Here is a 21573-nt window from a genome sequence, read left to right on the forward strand (position 1 = left end):
AATTCCCTTTAGTGGCGGAAGTGGCGCATGCCGGTAAAGACCATGGCCAAGCCCGCCTCATCCGCTGCTGCAATCACTTCGTCGTCGCGCATGGACCCGCCCGGTTGGATCACCGCTGTTGCGCCTGCTTCGGCGGCAGTCAGCAATCCGTCAGAAAACGGGAAGAACGCGTCAGATGCCACAACAGACCCTTTGGTCAGCGGTGCATCCAGCCCCAGAACGTCAGCCATATCCTGAGATTTGCGTGCGGCAATCCGTGTGCTGTCAACGCGGCTCATCTGGCCGGCACCTACGCCCACAGTGGCCCCGTCTTTGACATAGACAATGGCGTTAGATTTAACGTGTTTGGCGATCTTCCACGCCAGCAACAGATCGGCAAGTTCTTGCGCGCTTGGGGCGCGTTTGGTCACAACCTTCAGATCAGACTGCATGATAAACCCGTTGTCGCGGTCCTGAATAAGATATCCGCCCGACACTTGTTTCCACGTCTGGCCCGCGCTGCGCACATCTGGCAAACCACCTGTGGTCAGCAAACGCAGATTCTTTTTGGCGGCGAAAACGGCTTTGGCTTCGTCGGTTACATCAGGGGCGATCACCACTTCGGTAAAGATTTCCACGATCTGCTTGGCGGTGGCTTCGTCCAGCGTCTGGTTCAGCGCGATGATGCCGCCAAAGGCCGAAGTACGGTCACAGTCAAACGCGGCCTGATACGCCTTAGCCAAGGTCGCGCCGCGGGCCACGCCGCAGGGGTTGGCGTGTTTGATGATGGCAACGGCAGGGCCGTCTGCCGGATCAAATTCCGCCACCAGTTCAAAGGCCGCATCCGTGTCGTTGATGTTGTTGTAGGACAGTTCCTTGCCCTGATGCTGCTGGGCTGTTGCCACTCCGGGGCGCGTGCTGCCATCGGTGTAAAACGACGCAGACTGATGCGGGTTTTCACCGTAGCGCAGGGATTGCGCCAACGTGCCGGCAATCGCCTTGCGCCGTGGTGCGTCCTGTTTGATCGCGCCAGCCATCCATGTGGACACCGCCGCATCATAGGCGCCCGTGCGCGCATAAGCGGTTTGGGCCAGATTTTGGCGGAACCCCATGCTGGTCTGGCCTGCGTTGACCTCTAACTCGGCCAGCAATGCAGGGTAATCTTCGACATCAACCACAACCGATACAAACCCGTGGTTTTTGGCAGCGGCGCGGATCATCGCAGGGCCACCGATGTCGATGTTTTCGATGCAGGTTTCATAATCGCCACCCGCTGCAACCGTGGCTTCGAACGGATAGAGGTTCACCACCAGCAGATCAATTGCATCAATGCCGTGTTCATCCATAGCGGCTGTGTGATCCGCATTATCGCGCAGGGCCAGCAACCCGCCATGTACCATCGGATGCAGGGTCTTCACCCGCCCATCCATCATTTCGGGAAACTTCGTCACATCCGCCACGTCTTTGACAGGCAGGCCTGCATCGCGGATTGCTTTGGCTGTGCCGCCCGTGGACAGCAGTTCCACACCTTTGGCATTCAGGGCCGTGGCCAGTTCAATCAATCCGGTTTTATCGGAAACAGACAAAAGCGCGCGGCGCATCGGTTGCAGGTTTTGGGACATGAGAGCAGTTCATTCCTTGTGTCAAAGGCCGCGCGTTTGGGGGCAGTTCAGCCCGTTCAATCAGACCGTTCCATCAAGCCGGGCGCGACAGAGTCCAGCGTATGGCGCCCTCATACGCAACAACGGCGCCCGTGACCACAACCTCTTTTGTCGCGCGGGGCACCAATCTGCCATGTTCAAAGAATATGGTGTCGTGCAACGCCATTTTCAGCCCCGAGGCCCGCAAAATCCAGATTTCCGAATTGGGTAGGGTCAACGATGCCGCAGTCCCCCCCATATCCAGATCCACCTTCACATCTGGATGGATACGGAAATGGACGGCAAAAGGCAGCTCGTGATCCCAATCCCGTTGTTCTGCGGCTTTGGCGAACCGGACTTTTTCAGCGGTGGTCTGGGCTATGATACGGTCGTGGCCCTGAACTTCGTTTCCAGAATGCAGCAGGGCGATTTCACGGCTGTGGATCAACCCGTGGGACTGGCCGTACCCATCATGAGAGCTCCGAACCGCCTGCCCGTATTGGTTATTGTCGCGCTGAATGGTAATTTTGCGCGGGGCCTCGATCAACTGTTGCCCGTAGATGCGCCGCACAAACCCCGCACCTGCGAACCGCGCAAGGGACGCGCCCGCCACAGTCACACCACTATGGGCCGCCGTGGCCCGCGCGGCACTGCGCAGCTTGGCGGAAAACCCCTTGGCCGCGCCCATATTCACCAGCACAGGTATCCGCCCAGATGACAGTTCAATCGCAAGAGTCGAGGCATGGGCGCGGTCCGGTGCCCCCGTGGTCGGAACTTTGTCCGCATCCATCAAAACCACTGTGCCGCCTGCCGACAATCGCGCAAATCCCATCGCGCCACCGTTTCGGGCCGGCGATCCGATTCCCGCATCCGCAAGCGCCTGATCAATCCGTTCCGCCTGCCCCGCACCGCCGCCGTGAAACCGCGCCATCGCACCATCCCCCAGACGCAATGCGCGAATGGCAGGGGCCATCCGTTGCAGCGCGCGGATGATTTCAGGGTTGATGCCACTGCTTTGCGTGCTGACCGCTTGATTGACCCATGACAGCAGGGTGAAAATCTCCATTAATTCTTCGGGGTTTCGGCTGGTGATGCCGCCGTCTTCGGATATTTCCCGCTGACATTCCCGCCCCAAAGCCCGCAAGGCAGGGGCCAGCACATGGCTTTGGCCCTCAAGTGCGAGGCCGCAATAAACCAGCCCTGTCAGCGCCTCGAATCGGGGCAAACCTGCGTGGGTGGATTTCCACCGCTTCATCAAAAACCGCGATTGATGGCCCAAACTGCGGAAATAGGCACGGGAATCCGCACCTTCGGCCTGATGCAGGATCATGATGGCGTGGTTGATCCAGCGCACCACCCGCCGCCCTGTCACATCAGGGGACCAGCCCGCACCACGCCCGCCGCCAAATTCAGAAATCCAGTGAAACAACCAGACCTGCGCCTGTTTACGCGCCTCGGCCGTGTCCACTGCAACCACATCGTCAAGCCAAGCGAAGCCATGCAAATCAGCGGCGGTTTCTGGGTCTTTCAACAACGGCCCCCACAGGGAATCTTTGCCGATTTCAACCACATCCCCCTGCACCAGATGATTGCCCGCCAGCATCTGCAACCCACGGGTGGACAGGCCATAAGAGCGGGGTTCGGGCTGGGATTTAAACGCAGTGGCAGGGGCGGCGAAACGGGCGACGCGCAGGGCCAGATAGTCGCGCAACCGCAACCATCGACGGCGACAAGCCTCGCCCATCGCCGCTGGATACCAGAGAAGGTGTGTCACCCCTGTCATATCAGCCCCACGCCCATATTTTCCACAAGATATAGGGGGTTAGGGCTGCGCTGTCATCACTGCTTGTGCAGTCGCGCCATGTAAAACCCGTCCATTCCACCCAATTCGGGCCAATAATCGGGCCGCAGGCGGATCGAGCCGCTTGAAATCTGCCACGCAGGATCAAGACCCAGCGCCTGCGCGTCTACTTCGGCCTCTACCAGCGTATCATTTTCCAGCGCGCGGGCGATCTGGCGTTCCCCTTCGGCGGGGATCAAACTGCACGTGGCATAGACCAACTGCCCGCCAGGTTTCAGCCAGCCTGCACAGCGTTGCAGGATGTTTTGTTGCAAACTAAGCAGCGGTTTCAGATCCAGCGAGGGCCGCACGTAGGGCAGATCGGGATGGCGGCGAATGGTGCCTGTGGCCGAACAAGGCGCATCCAGCAGGATGGCGTCGAATTGTCCGTCAGGGGTCCAATGCATGGCATTGGCCACCTCCATTACAGGGCGAAACCCCATGCGGCGGGTGTTTTCCATTACACGGTGCATCCGTTCGGGTGACAGATCCAGCGCCGTGACATCCGCCCCAGCCGCACACAGCTGCATGGTCTTGCCCCCCGGTGCCGCGCAAACATCCAGCACCCGTTTGCCTGCAATATCACCCATCAAGCGCACAGGCGTGGCGGCGGCGGCGTCTTGCACCCACCACGCGCCCTCGTCAAAGCCCTCGAGCGTGGAAATCTGCCCCGGTTGATGCAGCCGCAAACTGCCAGTGGGCAGCAGAACCGCCCCCAGTTTTTCAGCCCACTCCGCCGCAGTTGACGGGTCGCGCAGGGTTAAATCAATCGGCGGGCGCACCAGATGGGCGGCTTCAATCGCCTGTGTGGCCCCGTCGCCAAAGGCCTTTACCACCGCGCCGCGCAGGGCTTTGGGCAGTTGGGGCACGGGCAGGTCTTGCAGCGCGGACACATCCAACTCCCCCAGCTTGCGCCCCACCGCATTCACCATACCTGCCAGATGTTTGGTCTTTTGGCTGGCCCGCGCGATTTCCACCGCAGCATTCACTGCGCCGTGGGCTGGAATACCATCCAGAACAATTTCCGCCGCACAGACCCGCAGCGCGTTCAGCGCGCGCAAAGGTGGTTTGTGATCCATAAATTCAGCCAAAACCGCATCAATCCGTGGCATATGGCGCAGGGTCAGCGCCGCCAGTGATTGCGCCCGCGCCCGATCCGATGGCACCAATTTCGCCAACGGCCCGTCCTCGCGTGCGACCGAATCGCCCAGCATTTGATGTTCCATCAGAACCGCATGAAGCAGCGCAACTGCGCCAAATCTGGCCGAGGTCGATGATTTCGCCATCCGTTATCCCTTTGCTGAAACGCCAATCATAACCCTTTGGGGCGGATTAATGCGGTGAATTGTGTATTTTTACATTCAACCCAAATCGGATAAAGTGCAAAAGCATCCATAGAGCAGTCATTGGGCAGACACAAATGAGCGACGATCAAAAACAGAAAAAACTGCAATCCGCCGCAGAACGCGCTTTGGCCGAGGCTGAAGCCCGCCGCGCGGCCGCCAAGCCGCAGGATTTGCCGTCTGAACTGGGCGGGCGTGACGGGCCGGAACCCACCCGCTTCGGCGATTGGGAAAAGAAAGGGATCGTGTCAGACTTCTGATCCGCCCCCTTTCGACCCTGGGCCATTACAGGCCCAGCACATCCAGCATATCATATTCACCGGGATTTTTGCCCTGCCCCCAAAGCGCGGCTTTCAACGCGCCACGGGCGAAAATGCGACGATCTGTTGCCAGATGGCGCAACACAATCCGTTCCCCGTCTGCGGCAAAAATCACGTCATGTTCGCCCACAACATCGCCGCCGCGAATGGCGCTAAAACCGATGTCGCCCCGTTTGCGTTCGCCTGTGATCCCGTCGCGCCCGCGATCTGATACATCACCCAGCGCAACGCCGCGCCCCTCGGCTGCGGCTTCGCCCAGCATCAGGGCAGTGCCGCTTGGGGCGTCTACTTTATAACGGTGATGGGCTTCGACCACCTCAATGTCAAAATCCGCGTCCAGCGCTGCGGCAACTTTCTTGGTCAGCTGCATCAACAGATTAACCCCAAGGCTCATGTTGCCCGCGCGGATAATCGGCGCGTGACGCGCAGCAGCGGACAGTTTTGCAAGGTGGCTGTCGTCCATCCCTGTGGTGCCGATCACATGCACCGCGCGGGCTTGCGCCGCCAGTGCCGCATGTTCTACCGTGGCATCAGGACGGGTAAAATCAATCACCGCCTGCGCTTTGGCGAAGACTTCCAACGGGTCGTCCGACACCAGCACGCCCAAATCCGCACCATTCATGCAGGCCCCCAGATCCTTGCCGATCCAGTCATGCCCTGCCCGTTCCGTGACACCGGCCAAAGTGGCGCGATCACTGTCCAGTACGGTCTGGATCAACATCTGCCCCATCCGCCCCGAGGCCCCCACAATCGCAATTGCTGGTAGGTCTGACATGGTACTCTTCCTTCTAATGTGTTGCATCGGCTTTACCCCGCCCATAGCCAAAGTCAAACCCCCGTGACGCAAAGCCATGTTGTGCGCGCGCTGATTCTGCCATAAATGGGCAGGAAAAGAGGATACCATGGCCAAACGTACATCAGATTCAAATTCCGGCCCCAGCCAGCGCCAGTTGCGCGTGGGTGAATTGATCCGTCGCAGTCTGGCAGAAACCCTGTCACGCGGTGACATTCATGATGCCGAACTGGCCCATGTTTCCATTACCGTGGGCGAGGTTCGCCCGACCCCGGACCTGCGCAAAGCGGTCGTACATGTGCTGCCCCTTGGCGGCGTGAACGCAGATCAGATCGTGGCGGCGCTGAACCGCAACACCTATGAATTGCGCCGTTCCATTAATAAAAACCTCGACCTGAAATATTCACCCGAGTTAAAGTTCGTCTATGACCGCACCTTTGATCAAATGGACGAGACCCGTCGTCTGCTGGATCAAGCCAGTGTGAAACAGGATTTGGAACGGGACACAGACTAGCCCCCGCACCTGCAAGCCAAGCCCGAAGATCAAGGATAAAGCGCATGAAACATTTTCTGGTTTTCCTGATGCTCTGCGCTTTTGGCCCTGTTCAGGCGCAAACGGATCATAGCCCTTGCCGCGATGTCACCTATCTGACCAACAGCTATACGGTTTGCACCGTTGATATGACCACCGATCAGATCGGGCTGTTTTTATACAATGACGACGGCACGCCTTATGGCCAGTTCGCCAGTCTGGATCGCATGTTGCTGGACCAGGGGAAAAAGCTGGGCTTTGCAATGAACGCAGGCATGTACCACGAGGACCGCGCGCCTGTGGGGCATTACATCGAAGATGGTAAAGAACTGCAAAGAGTAATCCCCAATGCAGGTCCGGGCAATTTCGGCCTGTTGCCCAATGGCGTATTGTGCATCCGCCAAAACCGTGCCGATGTGTTTGAAACCCTGCGGTATCTGGATGAAAAACCCAACTGCGTCCACGCCACCCAATCCGGCCCGATGCTGGTGATCGACGGCGCGTTGCACCCGCGCTTTCTGCCTGACAGTGACAGCCATTATATCCGCAACGGGGTGGGCACCTCGGCGGATGGCAAGACCGCAGCCTTTGTGATTTCCAATGTCTCGGTCACATTCCACGCTTTCGCCAGCTTTTTCCGCGATTATTTAAAGCTGCCACAGGCACTTTACTTTGACGGCAACATTTCGCGCCTGTATGCCCCCAACCTTAACCGTTCGGACTTTGGCTTTACTACGCTGGGGCCGATCATCGGTGTTGTGACAGACAAGTAGGGCAAGCTTATGGGACGCAAGAAAAAAGGCCGCGATATTTCGGGCTGGCTGGTGGTGGATAAACCGGCTGGAATCACCTCTACTGCGGTGGTGAATAAAGTGAAATGGGCGCTGAACGCCAATAAAGCGGGCCATGCAGGCACGCTTGACCCTGATGCAACCGGCGTTCTGGCTGTGGCATTGGGCGAGGCCACAAAAACCGTTCCCTATATCACCGACGCGCTGAAAGCCTATACTTTCACCGTGCGTCTGGGGCAGGCCACCAACACCGACGATACCGAAGGCGAAGTGATTGCCGAAACCGATCAGCGCCCAACGGATGATCAGATCAAAGCCGCCCTTGGCGCGTTTATTGGCGATATTGAACAAGTCCCGCCAAAGTTTTCCGCCGTCAAAGTCGACGGCCAACGGGCCTATAAAATGGCCCGCAGCGGTGACGATGATTTTGAACTCGCCGCCCGCCCGCTTTGGGTCGAGGATCTGACCTTCGTTTCCCGTCCGGATGCAGACCACGTCGAATTGGAACTCACTTGTGGCAAAGGCGGTTATGTCCGCGCCATCGCCCGTGATCTGGGCGCGATGCTGGGCTGTTACGGCCACGTCCACCACCTGCGCCGCATCTGGTCCGGCCCGTTTGAAACCTCGGACGGGATCACACTGGAAACCATCGACGCGCTGGCAAAAACACCTGATCTGGATCAATACCTGCTGCCTTTGGAAACGGGCCTGACCGACCTGCCCCGCCTTTCCTGCCGCGTTGAGGATGCCGCCCGCCTGCGCAACGGCAACCCTGCCATGGTCATCGCCTCTGATCTTGAATACGGCGACGAGGCATGGGTGGCCTGCAACGACGAACCCATCGCAATCGGCGTCTATAAAGCAGGCGAATTGCACCCAAACCGCGTCTTTGTCCCCCGTAATGACGATTGAACGCAGCCACCAGAAAGACGATGCAGCCTCTGTCGCGGTCTATTCCGACTGCGAACAGTTCCGCTACACTTTGACCCGTAAATGGAGCACAAGCGGCGGGCATGTGCTGTTTGTCATGCTCAACCCGTCCACCGCAACCGAAGTCCAGAACGACCCAACCGTTGAACGCTGCGAGCGCCGTGCCCGCACGCTGGGGTTCGGCGGGTTTACCGTCTGCAATATCTTCGCCTACCGCGCCACCGACCCACGCGACATGCGCGCCGCGCCTGATCCTATCGGCCCGGAAAACGATGCCGCGATCCTCGCCGCCGCCAAAACCGCCGACCGTATCGTCTGCGGTTGGGGCACCCACGGCGCGCACCAGAACCGTGGCCCCGCCATGGAACAAGTGCTGCGCGCCCAAGACAAACCGCTCTACCACCTCGGCCTGTCCAAAGCAGGCCACCCCAAACACCCGCTTTACATCGCCTACGCGACACAACCGATGCTCTGGCCTTAACCCGCCTGCTTCAATGTTCCCCAAATACTCAAAAGGGGCCCCGAAGGGCCCCAATCAAAAATCCAATCTACGCAATCCTTAAGAAAGCGCGTCAGAACAGCGCCCACAGGTCCCCGCATGACTGTGGGTTCCCACGTCTGGCAGGATTTTCCAACAGCGTTGACATTTTTCACCCTCAGCGGTTTCAAACACCACGCCAACCCCGTCGATTTCCGGCATGCGGAAAGCCTCGGCCGGAATTGGATCGTCGGTCAGGGTCACGCCAGAGGTGATGCACAGATCGGCAAACGGCGTGGATTTTAGCGCCGCAAGAACATCGGCATCCCCGATATGAACAATTGGTGCGGCTTCCAACGAAGCACCGATCACCTTGTCACGGCGCTGTACCTCAATCGCGCCGGTCACAACACGGCGCACGCGGCGGATTTTTTCCCACTTCGCGGCCAGATCCTCATCACGCCATGCGCTTGGGGTGTCCGGGAAATCCTGCAAATGCACTGAACTTTCCGCGCCCGGGAACCGTTCCAGCCAGACATCTTCCATGGTGAATACCAGCATCGGTGCCAGCCATGTGGTCAGCCGCTCAAACAGCAGATTCAAAACCGTACGCGCCGAGCGCCGCGCCAGACTGTCTTCGGCGTCGCAATACAAAACATCTTTGCGCACATCGAAATAGACCGAGGACAAATCGACGGTGCAGAACTGGAACAACTGCTGCAGCACGTTCTGGAAATTATACGCGCCGTACCCTTTGCGCACCACGTCATCCAGCTCTGCCAGACGATGCAGCACCCAACGTTCCAGTTCGGGCATTTCACTTGGATCAACCTTTTCCGCGTCGCTAAACCCATCGAGGTTCCCAAGCAAAAACCGCATGGTATTGCGCAAACGGCGATAGCTGTCAGCCACGCCTTTCAGGATTTCCGGCCCGATCCGCTGGTCTGCTGTAAAGTCGGTTTGCGCCACCCAAAGCCGCAGAATATCCGCGCCGTATTGTTTAACAATGGTTTCAGGCACGATGGTATTGCCGATGGATTTGGACATTTTCATGCCCTTCTCATCCAGCGTGAACCCGTGGGTCACAACCGCCTTATAGGGCGCACGCCCCTTGGTGCCACAGGCCTGCAACATGGATGAATGGAACCAGCCGCGATGCTGGTCGGTGCCTTCTAGATACACATCCGCAATCCCGTCGGGCGACCCATCTGGACGATCCCGCACCACGAAAGAATGGGTCGAACCGGAATCAAACCACACATCCAGAATATCGAACACCTGTTCCCAGTCTTCATGGGGATAGTCATCTGCAAGGAACCGCGCCTTGGCGCCGTCTTCGTACCAGCAGTCCGCACCTTCAGCGCGGAACGCCTCGGCGATGCGGGCGTTCACGGCATCATCGCGCAGGATGTAATCTGCGTCTGTGGGCAGTGACCCTTTGCGGGTGAAACAGGTCAGCGGCACACCCCAGGCCCGTTGACGGGACAACACCCAGTCGGGACGGGATTCGATCATGGAATACAGGCGGTTACGCCCTGTTACAGGGGTCCATTTCACCAGTTGATCAATGGAATTCAGCGCCCGTTCACGGATGGTTTCACCGTAGGTATCATCGCCGCCAATGGGTTTATCAATCGCTGCAAACCACTGGGGTGTGTTGCGATAGATCACAGGGGCTTTGGACCGCCACGAATGGGGATAGCTGTGCTTGACCTTGCCCCGTGCCAGCAATCCGCCCACTTCGACCAGTTTGTCGATCACTGCTTTATTGGCATCGCCTTCGCCGCCCTTGCGGTTCAGGATGTATTTGCCACCAAAGAACGGCAGGTCTTTGCGATAAGACCCATCGTCCATCACGTTATAGGTGATGACCTGTTCCAGCATGTTCAGATCGCGGTAAAGTTCATATTCCTCCATCCCGTGGGACGGGGCGCAATGAACAAAACCTGTGCCTTCGGTGTCTGTAACAAAATCAGCCGCACGAAAATCGCGCACGTCATCCCATTCACCCATGCCACCTTCGGCACCGGCCAGCGGGTGCAACAGACCCAGACCTTCTAGATCGGACGCGGGCACATCGCGCAGACGGGTGTATTGCCCGTCTTCAAGACGCGCCTTGGTCATCACATCAGCGGCCAGATTATCCGCCAGCACAAAACGATCGCCAACATTGGCCCAGCTTTCATCCGGTGTGCCCGTGACTTCATACAAGCCATAGGAAATGTCTTTGCCATAAACCACAGCCTTGTTTGAAGGCATGGTCCAAGGGGTCGTTGTCCAAATAACGACATAAGAGTTTAGTAGGTCATCATTGCGGTGACGAACATATTCCCGCGCCTCTTCTTTAACTTTTTCCGTGCCGATTACGATATCACCGACAGCGTCTACCAATGTCTCGTCTACATTCGACTCTACAACCTTGAACTTCACCCAAACCGTAAAGCTGTCTTTGTCGTGATACTCCACCTCGGCCTCGGCCAAAGCGGTTTTCTCGATGGGGGACCACATCACGGGCTTTGATCCCTGATACAGCGCACCATTCATCACGAACTTCATGAATTCCTCGGCGATTACCGCTTCGGAACTGAAATTCATCGTCAGGTAGGGGTCTTCCCAGTTGCCCTGCACGCCAAGGCGTTTGAATTCCTCGCGCTGGATGTCAATCCAGCCCTCGGCAAACTTGCGGCATTCCTGACGCAGCTCGATCACAGGGACGTCGTCTTTGTTTTTGCCTTTTTTGCGGTATTGCTCTTCGATCTTCCATTCAATCGGCAGACCGTGGCAATCCCAGCCCGGCACATAACGCGCGTCTTTGCCCATCATTTGCTGGCTGCGCACGATAAAGTCTTTCAGAATCTTGTTCAGCGCATGGCCGATGTGCAAATGCCCGTTGGCATAGGGGGGGCCGTCATGCAGGATGAACGGCGTGCGGTCGCCCGCTTCGGCGCGTTGTTTGTGGTAAACGTCCAGTTTGGCCCATTTTTCCAGCCATTCGGGTTCCCGTTTGGGCAGACCTGCCCGCATGGGGAAATCGGTTTTTGGCAGGCGCAGGGTGTCTTTGTAGTCGGGGGTTTCGGCACACATGATTTGTGGCTCCGTCATTATCTGATGTCATTTCAAAGGGCGGCGCGGTGGGGTCCATGCGCCTTTTCCCGGCCGCTCATTGGATCAGAGCGCCGGGCAGGTAATTCGAAGAACTTTGCCGAATATACGTGTCATGGGCGCGTTATAGCCCTGTAAAACCGCCCCGTCCAGCCACCGAAATGCGACACATCAAGCAAAGACAAACCTGGGGAAACGGGCTATGCAAAAGCGATGAGCGTTAAATACAAAATCGCCGTGGCGGGCGCGGGTATCGGGGGGCTTGCCGCCGCTGCCTTTCTGGCGCGCGCGGGCCATAGTGTTACGGTTTTTGATCAGTTTGACACCCCTGCCCCCGTGGGTTCAGGGTTGGTGATGCAACCCATCGGCCTGATGGTGCTTCACGCCCTTGGGGTTGGCGACCGTGCGATGGCCTATGGTAACGTCATTCACGATATGATCGGCGTCGAGGCCCGTTCCGGACGCAGGGTTCTGAACGTCAGCTACGATCACGGCAAACATGCGCGGTTCGGGCTGGCAATGCACCGCGCCAGCTTGTTCGACTGCGTCCACCACGCGGCAACATCGGCAGGGGCAACTGTGGTTTCAGCCACCCCGATCACTGACAGCGAAAACCGGACCGAGGGGCGTTTGCTGCGCAGTCATACCCGCGATTTGGGCCTGTATGATCTGGTGATTGATGGCAGCGGGGTGGATTCCCCCCTATCCCCCATGCGCCCGATCCCGCTGGGGTATGGGGCGCTTTGGGGGGTGGTGAACACGCCATTTGCGCCTGAAAACACCCTTGCGCAATGTTACCACAAAGCCTCGACCATGGCGGGGGTGCTGCCTGTCGGTTTTTTGCCCGATGGAAACCAGCATAAAACGTCCGTTTTCTGGTCTTTGCCCCGTGACAGTTACAGCGATTGGCGGGATGCGCCGTTTGACGATTGGAAAAACGCGGCTGCCAGACTTTGGCCAGATTTCGCGCCTTATGTGGATCAATTGAACGGCCATGACGACCTGACAATGGCCCGTTACAGCCATGGCACCCTACGCAATCCAACCGATGTGCGGCTGGCATTTATCGGTGACGCCGCCCACCGCACCAGCCCGCAATTGGGGCAAGGTGCGAATATGGCCTTATTGGATGCGCTGGCACTGGCCGATGCGCTGCACCATCGCACAATCCCCGAGGCGCTCGACATCTACGCCCGCAACCGCCGCTGGCATGTGCGGGTGTATCAGTGGGTTAGCCGGATTTTTACCCCGTTTTACCAATCCGACAGCACGGTTTTGCCGATCCTGCGGGACCATGTACTGGCCCCTGTCAGCGGCCTGCCAATTGTGCGCAGCATCCTGCAACAAATGGTCAGCGGCGAATTGGTGTCACTGGGTCAATTGGTCAACAGCCCGCGCAACGCCGCCCGTTGACCCACCGTATCTGCCACCGAATACCCGTCGAGCGTGGCATAAAATGCCTCTTGCGCCAATTGCAACGGCCCGCGCAACCCGCAGGCCGGTGCGATGCAGCAGGTTGACCCGACCCCAAGACATTCCACCAGAACATCCCCCGCAGACAGATGCCGCACCACCGCACCAAGGCTGATTTGATCCGCCCCCCGCGCCAACCGCAACCCGCCGCCGCGCCCCCGCTCGGACACCACAAAGCCACCCGCCACCAGCGCGGTTGCGATCTTGGCCACATGATGTTGGGAAATCCCGTATTGCGCCGCAATCTGCCCTGCGCCAAGGGCGCGTTCCTGTGTCACCGCCAGCGCCATCAGCACGCGCAACCCGTAGTCTGTGAATTTCGTCATCTGCATGCGACATAATTAGCATTTGAAATGCGGATTAAACAAGCCTAATAAATACGCATCCGAAATACGAATTAAGGATTCGAATGATGGAAAAACTCGCAAACCTGATTTTATGGCCCGGCACAAGAATCTGTGCCGCCCTTGGCATTGATCCCAAAGGAGAACTGGGATTGCTGCGATCCTATCTGAATATGTTGGTCTGGTTGCCCATCGGCCTGCTGCTTGTCTGGATATTCCATTGACGACAGAGACCTTGCCCCGCGCCTCCCTCCCCCCGCGCATCGACCTGACCCGCGCGGGTATCGAACGCGTTGTAACCCGCTTTTACGCCAACGTGCGCCTGCATCCGGTGATCGGCCCTGTGTTTTTGGAAAGCCTGTCAAAGGACGCTGAAATCTGGCGTATACATGAGGCAAAGATCACAAATTTCTGGGCCAATGCGATCCTTTATGAACGCAGCTATGACGGCAATCCCATGATGGTACATTCGGGCATTTCCGCCATCCGTCCTGAAATGTTCACCCATTGGCTGGCCCTGTTTGACGACACATTGGCACAGGAACTGCCCGAACCCGTGGCGCAGCAATGGTCCGCACTGGCCCACCGCATCGGGCGCGGGCTGCGCATGGGTGTGGAAAGCCGCGGCACCAGCGGCATCCATGTCGGACCGCCCATTTTGAATTAATCAGTTGCCAAACAACCCCGTCAGGCTGCGTTTGATGATGTTGGTCACGCGGGGTTTGGGTTCAACCTGAAACGGCATCGGGCGGCAGACCTCCATCGTGGCCACCCCCACGCGGGCGGTTAGGGCACCGTTGATCACCCCCTCGCCAAACCTGCGCGAGATTTTCGACAGAACGCCGCCCCCCGCAACGGAACCGATCAGATCATCGCCAATCGCCACAGCCCCCGTGGCCACCAGATGGGCGGCCACCGCCTTGGTCAGCCGCCAAGACCCGAAGGTGCCCGACCGACCGCCGTAAATCTGCGCAATCTGGCGAATCATCCGCAGGTTTGCGGTCAGCGCCACAATCACATCCGCAAAGGCCAAGGGCACAATCGCCGTGGCCGTCGCTACCTGCCGCGAGGCGGATTCAATCTGTTTGCGGGCCAAATCATCCAGCGGGCGCAACAACGTGGTTTCAGTCAACGCCAGCGCCCCGTCAGCATCCATCACATCGCTACGGCGGTCCTGCATTTGGGCCAACCCCCAACGCAATTCGGCCCGCCCCTTATACAAACGTTCCAGCTTTTTCTGAAAGACATGGATTGCAGGCAGACTGCCGTCTTGGGACAGGTGCTCTGCTTCGGCGCGCAGCCCGTCGATGCGGCGCAATCGGGATAACGTTGCCAACTCGCGGCCAGCGACCACCAGTAAAGCCCCGGCCACCAGAACCATTAGCACCAATGCCGTGCGCCCCAGCCAGATATTACGCGACAACAATCCGCTGACAAAATCCCAGACGAAAACCCCGATCATAAAGGTAACCAGCGCGCCCAGCGCCGACCAAAATACCCGCGATACAAGGGATCGTTTGCTTGCAGCAAAACGCAAGCCGACCTCGGTTGCGGATGTGTGATGCGGGGTATCCAGATCCGGCACAGGTGGCACTGTGGCTGGCGTTACGGTCTTTTGCGGCGCGTCTTCCAGATCAATCACCACAGGTTTTGAAAGCTTCTGTGTCATCCCAAACGATCCCCGATCAAAAATTCAGCCGCGCGGTCCAGCCTGATATGGGGCGGCCCGTCCCCCGCTTTCAGGGAAACCTCGGCCGGGGCGAACCCCATGATGGCATAATCCCCGTTTAGCCACTGCGATGCGTCCTGATCTGCGGGTTTTAACAGGGCCGCAGGGTCCGTGGGCAACAGCCCCGGATACATCGCCGCCTGTTTGCCCGTAGACAACAAACGCCCGCGCACCAGATCAAGGCTTTCACCGTTATGGGTGCGGGTTTCTTCTACTGTGGCGCGCAAACTGGCCAGCGCCATCGCATCGGTTTGCGCCCCCTGATAGGTCGCCTTGTCCCGCGCACTGCGTACAAGCGCGCCCATTATATTGGTCAAAGCGGGGTGTTGGCTGTGGTGCAGATGGTCCGCTTTGGTGGCCGCAAACAAGATTCGCTCCACAGATTTACCGCGCAACGCCGATAAAAACCCGTTCCGCCCCGTTTTGAAACAGCCAAGGATTTCCGCCAGCGCATCGCGCAAATCCCCCACCGCCTGTGGCCCCGCATGGATCGCGCCCAGCGCATCGACCAGCACCACTTGGCGATCAATACGGGAAAAGTGATCGCGGAAAAACGGCTGCACAACGCGGGATTTATACGCCTCATACCGACGTGAAAACGCCCGCCCCAAAGAATTTCGCGGGTATTTATCCCCTGGCAGCGGCGTAAACGTCAAAGCGGGCGACCCCGCCAGATCGCCGGGCATCAAAAACCGCCCCGGCGCGCAGGCTGACAGGCCGGATTCCCGTGCTGCCTGCAAGTAATCCGTAAACGCTTGCGAAAGCTTCTGCGCTTGGGGTTCATCCAGCTCAACGCTCGGGTCCAGTTGATCAAGCAGCGCCAGCCAAGGGGCGGCAAATTTCGCGCGGGATGGTTTTTGGGCCAAGGCAATCGCGCCCTGTGACCACTGTGCAAAATTCTGTTCCAGCAGTGGCAGGTCCAGCAACCATTCGCCAGGGTAGTCCACAATATCAATATGAATGGTGCGCACGGATTTGATCGCCGACAGCACCCCCGCAGGCGCGACCTTTAAAGACAGCCGCAACTGTGAAATCGCCCGCGTACTTTCGGGCCACACCGGATTTGGCCCCGTCATGGCCGACAGATGTTTTTCATATTCAAACCGCGGCACCAGATCATCGGGCTGGGGCTGCAAAAACGCAGCTTCGATCCGGCCCTGACTGGCGGCCATCAGCCCCGGCATCCGCCCCCGATCCAGCAGATTGGCCACCAACGACGTGATAAACACGGTTTTGCCCGCCCGCGACAGCCCCGTCACCCCCAAGCGGATCACAGGTTCAAACAGGGTCTCGCTGACGCCGTCACTGATCAGTTCCACCTGCCGCGTCACGCCGTCGATCAAAGTTCCGATGCCTAGAATAGCCTGTCCTTCCGCCTTTATGGGTCGTGATCCTAAATAAGCATGCGCGCCGCTGTTTCATAGACCTTGGCAAACCCATTTTCCCAAGGTATCGCAAAGCTATGCCCCGTTTTGCGCTTAAAATCGAATATCATGGCAAGCCTTTTGTAGGCTGGCAGCGTCAAATCGACCTTCAATCGGTGCAAGGGGCGGTAGAAAACGCCTTGCGCGTGCTGGAAAGTGATCACGACGGCATCCAGGGCGCAGGTCGCACAGATGCGGGCGTACATGCCTACGGGCAGGTGGCCCATGTGGATCTGGCGCGGGATTGGGACGCTTTTCGCCTGTCCGAGGCGTTGAACTATCACCTCAAACCCCTGCCGATCGGCATTGTGGACGCCGCCAAAGTGGACGACGGGTTTCACGCGCGGTTTTCAGCGCTGGAACGCAAATACATCTTTCGCCTTGTGGCGCGGCGTGCCCCCGTCACCCATGACGCAGGCATCGTATGGCAAGTGCGCCATCCACTGGATGTAAAAGCCATGCAGGAGGGTGCAAACCAATTGCTGGGACGGCATGATTTCACCACCTTTCGATCTACCATCTGCCAAGCCAACAGCCCCGTGCGCACGTTGGACGCATTAAACGTGACCGAACACCCCTACCCGGGCGGCACCGAATACCGCTTTTTTGTCCGTGCCCGCAGCTTTCTGCACAACCAAGTGCGCAGCTTTGTAGGGACTTTGGAACGGGTCGGCGCTGGATCATGGTCCCCTGACGATGTGGCCAAAGCACTGCACGCCAAAGACCGCGCCGCCTGTGGGCCGGTTTGCCCGCCCCACGGGTTGTATCTGGCCGATGTAACCTATCCGGAAGACCCTTTTCAGAAAGCCCCCTAAGCATGATTTCCTATTGGCAAGCTGCCCTGTCCACCCATTTCAACCTGACCGCCACGCTGAAGCGGCTGGATGGTGAATATGATCTGAACTTTGCGGCCAGTGCCAATGGAACCGAGTATATCTTTAAGGTGATGCGTGCAGGCTGCCCCAAAAATCTGGTGGATATGCAATGCGCCGCGATCAACCACCTTGGCACCACACATCCAAACATCCCCCTGCCCAAACTGATCCCCACACTGGACGGGGCTTACTACGCAACCGTCGCTGACGAATCCGGCCAGCCCCGCCTGATCTGGCTGCAAACCCGCCTGACTGGTGGATGTTATGCGGATCACAATCCGAAAACGCTGGGGATGATCGAACAGCTAGGCCGTTATCTGGGGCAGATGGATGCAGGCTTGCTGAATTTCAACCATCCCCAACATGCTGTTTCATTCAAATGGCAACTGCCCACTGGGGATTGGATTACAGAGCATTTGAGCGTCCTAGCAGACACGACCCGCCGCAAGATTATCACTGGTATTTTGCAGGATTTCACCGCGCTGAAACCCGCATTGGATGCTATGCCTGCACAAGCGATCCACAATGATTTAAACGATTATAACATTCTGGCCAGCACCGATGGCACCATCACGGGCCTGATTGATTTTGGCGATATGACCGCCAGCCCCCGCGTCTGTGATCTGGCCATTGCAGCGGCCTATCTGGTGTTGGACCACGACACACCGCAACAGGCACTTGCCGCTTTGGTGCGCGGGTATCACCGTGAAAATCCGCTGACTGCGGCAGAAACCGACATGGTCTATCCGCTACTGCGCATGCGCCTTGCGGTCAGCGTGGTGAATTCAACGCTGGAATCCGCTGAAAACCCCGACGATCCCTATATTACCATCAGCCAAGCCCCCGCCTGGCGCTTTTTGGAACGCACCGATCTGGACGCTGGCCTGATCCGCGCCGAATTGCGCGCCGCATGCGATCTACCCGTCACCGTTGGCGCGGATAAAGTACTGGCCTACCTGAATGAAAACCGCGGTTCCTTTGCCCCCTTGATGGGAAAACCGCTGGATGATGCCCCCCTTGGCCCGCTATCCGTGGCCGCAGTGGCCGCCCCGCGCAACCCGTTTGATCTGCCATTGGCCGAGGCCGCAACCTTAGGCGCAGAATACGACAGGGGTGAAATGTGGCTGGGGCTGTGGGGCGAACCCCGCCTGATCTATACCGCCCCCGCCTTTCAGCAAGGACCATGGAAATCATCAGACCACCGCACCGTGCATCTGGCGGTAGATGTTTTCGCCCCCGCAGGCACGCCCCTGCACGCCCCGCTTGATGGCACGGTCGCTGTGATTGAAAACCGCACCAGCCATCTGGATTATGGCGGCGTGATCATCCTGCGCCATGAAACACCTGACGGCGCTGCGTTTTACACGCTTTACGGCCACCTGTCCCCCGCCAGCCTGTCCCATCTGAAAGCGGGCGATCCCGTGGCCAAAGGCAGCGCCTTTTGCGCCCTTGGCGATGCCAGCGAAAACGGCGGCTGGGCACCCCATGTGCATTTCCAACTGGCCCTGACCACAGACGGCATGGGCCACGACTGGCCGGGTGTCGCCAACCCCGATCACATGGACCTTTGGGGCAAAATCTGCCCCAATCCCGCAGCACTGCTGAACCTGCCAGACGATTATGTGACCTATCACCCGATGCCCAAGGCCGAAACTTTGGACAAGCGGCGCAAGCATTTCGGCGCGAATGTCAAACTCAGCTATTCCGATCCGGCCATGTTCCTGCGCGGCTGGAAACATCACCTGTTTGACGAATGGGGCCGCCCCCATCTGGACGCCTATAACAACGTCCCCCATGTGGGCCACGCCCATCCGCGCATTCAGGCGATTGCGGCGGATCAACTGATGCGGATGAACTCCAACACCCGCTACCTGCACCCTGCCCAAACAGATTTTGCCGATACAGTGCTGTCAAAAATGCCCGCTCCCCTGTCGGTCTGTTTCTTCGTCAATTCCGGAACCGAGGCAAACGAACTGGCCCTGCGCCTGTCTGCCGCCCATTCAGGCGGGCGCGATATTGTCACGGCAAATCACGGCTATCACGGCAACACCACAGGCGCGATTGCGATTTCCGCCTATAAATTCAACGCTAAGGGCGGTGTGGGTCAGGCCGATTGGGTCCAACTTGTGGATGTCGCCGACGATTACGCAGGCCCATTTCGCCGCAATGATCCCGATTGTGCTGATAAATACGCCGCCCAGATCGACGGCGCACTCGACGCGATCACCGCACGCGGCAGCAAAGTTTCCGGTTGGATCAGCGAGGTCTTCCCATCTGTCGGCGGCCAGATCATCCCGCCCCAAGGCTATCTGCAACAAGTCTATGCCAAAATCCGCGCCGCAGGCGGTGTCTGCATCGCGGATGAAGTGCAAACAGGACTCGGGCGGCTTGGCAGCCATTACTTTGCCTTTGAACAACAAGGCGTTACCCCTGACATTGTGGTGCTTGGCAAACCCATCGGCAATGGCCACCCCATCGGCGTGGTGGTCACAAGCCCCGAAATCGCCGCCAGTTTTGCCCAAGGGCCAGAGTATTTTTCAACCTTCGGCGGCTCAACCCTGTCCTGCCGCATCGGCGCCGAGGTGCTGAAAATCGTCGAGGATGAAAAGCTTCAGGAAAACGCCCGATTGCGCGGCGGCGAACTGCTGGACGGGTTGCGCCGCTTGCAAAGCAAACACCAAACCATCGGCGATGTGCGCGGCATGGGTCTGTTTGTCGGGGTTGAGTTGGTCACAGACCGCGAAAACCGCATGCCAGCCACCGAAATCGCCAATCGTGTGATCAACCGGATGCACGAAAACCGCATCCTGATCGGGTCGGAAGGCCCGCATCACAACATTCTGAAAATCCGCCCGCCCCTGACGATCGAAGCCGATGACATCCAACGCATTCTGCACCAACTGGATAAAATACTGACCGAAACCGCATGCCAAATCTGATCCGGCACTGGCGCACGCAGGGCATAACCCTTGGCGTCGGTGCTATCGGCGTTGCCGCCTTTATCAAAGTTGACCTGCCGCTGCCTTGGCTGCTCGGCCCGCTGTTTGCCTGCCTAGTGGCTGCAATCTGTGGTCTGAACCTGAAGGGCATCCGCATCGCATCTGAATCCATGCGCACCGTGCTGGGCGTGGCCGTGGGCGCTTCGATCACAGCTGCCCTTCTCGCCCGCCTTGATACCATGCTGCTCAGCATTATGCTGATCCCACCTTTTGTGATTGCCATCGGCCTGATCGGCTACCCCTATTTCCGCCGCATCTGCGGCTATGACCGCGCCACTGCATTTTATTCTGCCATGCCGGGCGGCCTGTCAGATATGCTGCTGTTTGGCGAATCCGCAGGCGGCAACCTTCGCAGTATGTCGCTGATTCAGGTCACCCGCGTTCTGGTGATTGTGGCTGTCCTGCCCTTTATTCTGGATCACGGCTTCGGGCTGGACCTCAGCCAACTGTCCAACTCTGACCATAATTTCCCACCAGTTTCGCAATTGGCCATCATGTTGTTTTGCGCCGCAGTCGGCTGGTGGGGCGGCATCAAGATCGGCTTGTTTGGCCCGGCAATCCTTGGCCCGCTGATCCTTGCCGCCATTGCGTCAGTCGCGGGCTGGCTGACTGTCCGCCCCCCCGCAGACCTGATCCTCGCCGCTCAGTTTTTCATCGGCCTGCACGTGGGCGCAACCTACACTGGCATCACCACACGAGAGCTACGCCACGACATCACCGCCGCCCTTGGCTATTGCGTGTTGATCGCCGCCATCAGCGCCGCCTTTTGTGGCCTGATCATTGCTGTCAACCTTGCCCCACCGGTTGAAACCCTACTGGCGTTTTCCCCGGGCGGTCAGGCTGAAATGGCGCTACTCGCGCTTGTGGTTGGCGCAGATGTGGCCCATGTCATCACCCACCATCTGATCCGCATCCTAGTCGTGATCTTCGGCGCGCCCCTGTTTTTTCGCTTCTTAAAATAGAAAACGGGCGCAAGGTTCC

The 21573-nt window shown here is 58.4% G+C and carries 19 protein-coding genes; 11 read left to right on the forward strand and 8 right to left on the reverse strand.

The features are described from left to right. Positions 1–8 precede the first annotated feature (8 nt). The 3 genes from purH to GGE09_RS15580 all read right to left on the reverse strand — a co-directional run bounded on the left by purH (position 9) and on the right by GGE09_RS15580 (position 4745). Complete coding sequence (purH, locus tag GGE09_RS15570) at positions 9–1601, reverse strand: bifunctional phosphoribosylaminoimidazolecarboxamide formyltransferase/IMP cyclohydrolase (protein ID WP_309747078.1); 1593 nt, start codon at positions 1599–1601, stop codon at positions 9–11. 73 nt (positions 1602–1674) lie between these two features. Continuing rightward, positions 1675–3402, reverse strand: a complete 1728-nt coding sequence (locus tag GGE09_RS15575; protein WP_309747079.1) for a heparinase II/III family protein — start codon at positions 3400–3402, stop codon at positions 1675–1677. Positions 3403–3458: 56 nt separating this feature from the next. Then, positions 3459–4745, reverse strand: a complete 1287-nt coding sequence (locus tag GGE09_RS15580; protein WP_309747080.1) for a transcription antitermination factor NusB — start codon at positions 4743–4745, stop codon at positions 3459–3461. A gap of 134 nt (positions 4746–4879) precedes the next feature. Between GGE09_RS15580 and GGE09_RS15585 the strand changes: the two genes are divergently transcribed. Beyond that, positions 4880–5062, forward strand: a complete 183-nt coding sequence (locus GGE09_RS15585) for a DUF1674 domain-containing protein (protein WP_309747081.1) — start codon at positions 4880–4882, stop codon at positions 5060–5062. 25 nt (positions 5063–5087) lie between these two features. On the opposite strand, the gene dapB is transcribed toward GGE09_RS15585, so the two are convergent. Beyond that, positions 5088–5897, reverse strand: coding sequence for a 4-hydroxy-tetrahydrodipicolinate reductase (gene dapB / locus GGE09_RS15590; protein WP_309747082.1), 810 nt, complete (start codon positions 5895–5897; stop codon positions 5088–5090). Positions 5898–6024: 127 nt separating this feature from the next. On the opposite strand from dapB, the gene rbfA reads away from it, so the two are divergent. The 4 genes from rbfA to GGE09_RS15610 are packed head-to-tail and all read left to right on the forward strand — an operon-like array spanning position 6025 to position 8649. Further along, entirely contained in the window at positions 6025–6429 is a 405-nt protein-coding gene (gene rbfA, locus GGE09_RS15595; RefSeq protein ID WP_309747083.1) for a 30S ribosome-binding factor RbfA, read from the forward strand. A 44-nt stretch (positions 6430–6473) separates the two neighbouring features. Next, positions 6474–7220 carry a phosphodiester glycosidase family protein gene (locus GGE09_RS15600; RefSeq protein ID WP_405048560.1) on the forward strand — a complete coding sequence of 249 codons (747 nt, stop codon included), beginning with the start codon at positions 6474–6476 and terminating at the stop codon, positions 7218–7220. Positions 7221–7229: 9 nt separating this feature from the next. After that, positions 7230–8150: a tRNA pseudouridine(55) synthase TruB gene (truB, locus tag GGE09_RS15605; protein WP_309747084.1), complete on the forward strand. Its 921-nt coding sequence runs from the start codon at positions 7230–7232 to the stop codon at positions 8148–8150. Then, positions 8140–8649, forward strand: coding sequence for a DUF1643 domain-containing protein (locus GGE09_RS15610; RefSeq protein ID WP_309747085.1), 510 nt, complete (start codon positions 8140–8142; stop codon positions 8647–8649). Before truB ends, GGE09_RS15610 begins: the two co-directional genes overlap by 11 nt. A 78-nt stretch (positions 8650–8727) precedes the next feature. Here GGE09_RS15610 and ileS read toward each other — a convergent pair whose 3' ends face one another. Beyond that, positions 8728–11730 (reverse strand): isoleucine--tRNA ligase, encoded by a 3003-nt coding sequence (gene ileS, locus GGE09_RS15615; RefSeq protein WP_309747112.1) that lies wholly within the window; start codon positions 11728–11730, stop codon positions 8728–8730. A gap of 231 nt (positions 11731–11961) precedes the next feature. On the opposite strand from ileS, the gene GGE09_RS15620 reads away from it, so the two are divergent. Next, positions 11962–13161 carry an NAD(P)/FAD-dependent oxidoreductase gene (locus tag GGE09_RS15620; RefSeq protein ID WP_309747086.1) on the forward strand — a complete coding sequence of 400 codons (1200 nt, stop codon included), beginning with the start codon at positions 11962–11964 and terminating at the stop codon, positions 13159–13161. Here the strand turns inward: GGE09_RS15620 and GGE09_RS15625 are convergent. Beyond that, positions 13125–13547: an Rrf2 family transcriptional regulator gene (locus GGE09_RS15625; protein WP_309747088.1), complete on the reverse strand. Its 423-nt coding sequence runs from the start codon at positions 13545–13547 to the stop codon at positions 13125–13127. The two genes, GGE09_RS15620 and GGE09_RS15625, sit on opposite strands and share 37 nt — an antisense overlap. Before the next feature lie 86 nt (positions 13548–13633). Between GGE09_RS15625 and GGE09_RS15630 the strand changes: the two genes are divergently transcribed. Both GGE09_RS15630 and GGE09_RS15635 read left to right on the forward strand, forming a co-directional pair. Then, positions 13634–13789 carry a hypothetical protein gene (locus GGE09_RS15630; RefSeq protein WP_309747089.1) on the forward strand — a complete coding sequence of 52 codons (156 nt, stop codon included), beginning with the start codon at positions 13634–13636 and terminating at the stop codon, positions 13787–13789. Continuing rightward, a complete protein-coding gene (locus GGE09_RS15635) occupies positions 13786–14232 on the forward strand; it encodes a group III truncated hemoglobin (RefSeq protein ID WP_309747090.1) in 447 nt (148 codons plus the stop codon). The genes GGE09_RS15630 and GGE09_RS15635 overlap by 4 nt, the downstream gene beginning before the upstream one ends. On the opposite strand, the gene GGE09_RS15640 is transcribed toward GGE09_RS15635, so the two are convergent. Beyond that, positions 14233–15234, reverse strand: a complete 1002-nt coding sequence (locus GGE09_RS15640) for a TIGR01620 family protein (RefSeq protein WP_309747091.1) — start codon at positions 15232–15234, stop codon at positions 14233–14235. Next, the gene (locus tag GGE09_RS15645) at positions 15231–16646 is read right to left on the reverse strand and encodes a YcjX family protein (RefSeq protein WP_405048563.1); all 1416 of its coding nucleotides are present in this window, start codon (positions 16644–16646) and stop codon (positions 15231–15233) included. Before GGE09_RS15645 ends, GGE09_RS15640 begins: the two co-directional genes overlap by 4 nt. 110 nt (positions 16647–16756) lie before the next feature. Between GGE09_RS15645 and truA the strand changes: the two genes are divergently transcribed. Genes truA through GGE09_RS15660 form a run of 3 tightly spaced genes read left to right on the forward strand, consistent with a single transcriptional unit; the run spans position 16757 to position 21554 of the window. Beyond that, the gene (truA, locus tag GGE09_RS15650) at positions 16757–17533 is read left to right on the forward strand and encodes a tRNA pseudouridine(38-40) synthase TruA (RefSeq protein WP_309747093.1); all 777 of its coding nucleotides are present in this window, start codon (positions 16757–16759) and stop codon (positions 17531–17533) included. Positions 17534–17535: 2 nt separating this feature from the next. Further along, positions 17536–20532, forward strand: a complete 2997-nt coding sequence (locus tag GGE09_RS15655; RefSeq protein WP_309747094.1) for an aminotransferase class III-fold pyridoxal phosphate-dependent enzyme — start codon at positions 17536–17538, stop codon at positions 20530–20532. After that, a complete protein-coding gene (locus tag GGE09_RS15660; protein ID WP_309747095.1) occupies positions 20520–21554 on the forward strand; it encodes an AbrB family transcriptional regulator in 1035 nt (344 codons plus the stop codon). Before GGE09_RS15655 ends, GGE09_RS15660 begins: the two co-directional genes overlap by 13 nt. Positions 21555–21573: the final 19 nt, after the last annotated feature.

Origin of the sequence: Roseobacter sp. N2S, from assembly GCF_031454055.1 — a bacterium.
Taxonomy (GTDB): Bacteria; Pseudomonadota; Alphaproteobacteria; order Rhodobacterales; family Rhodobacteraceae; genus Amylibacter.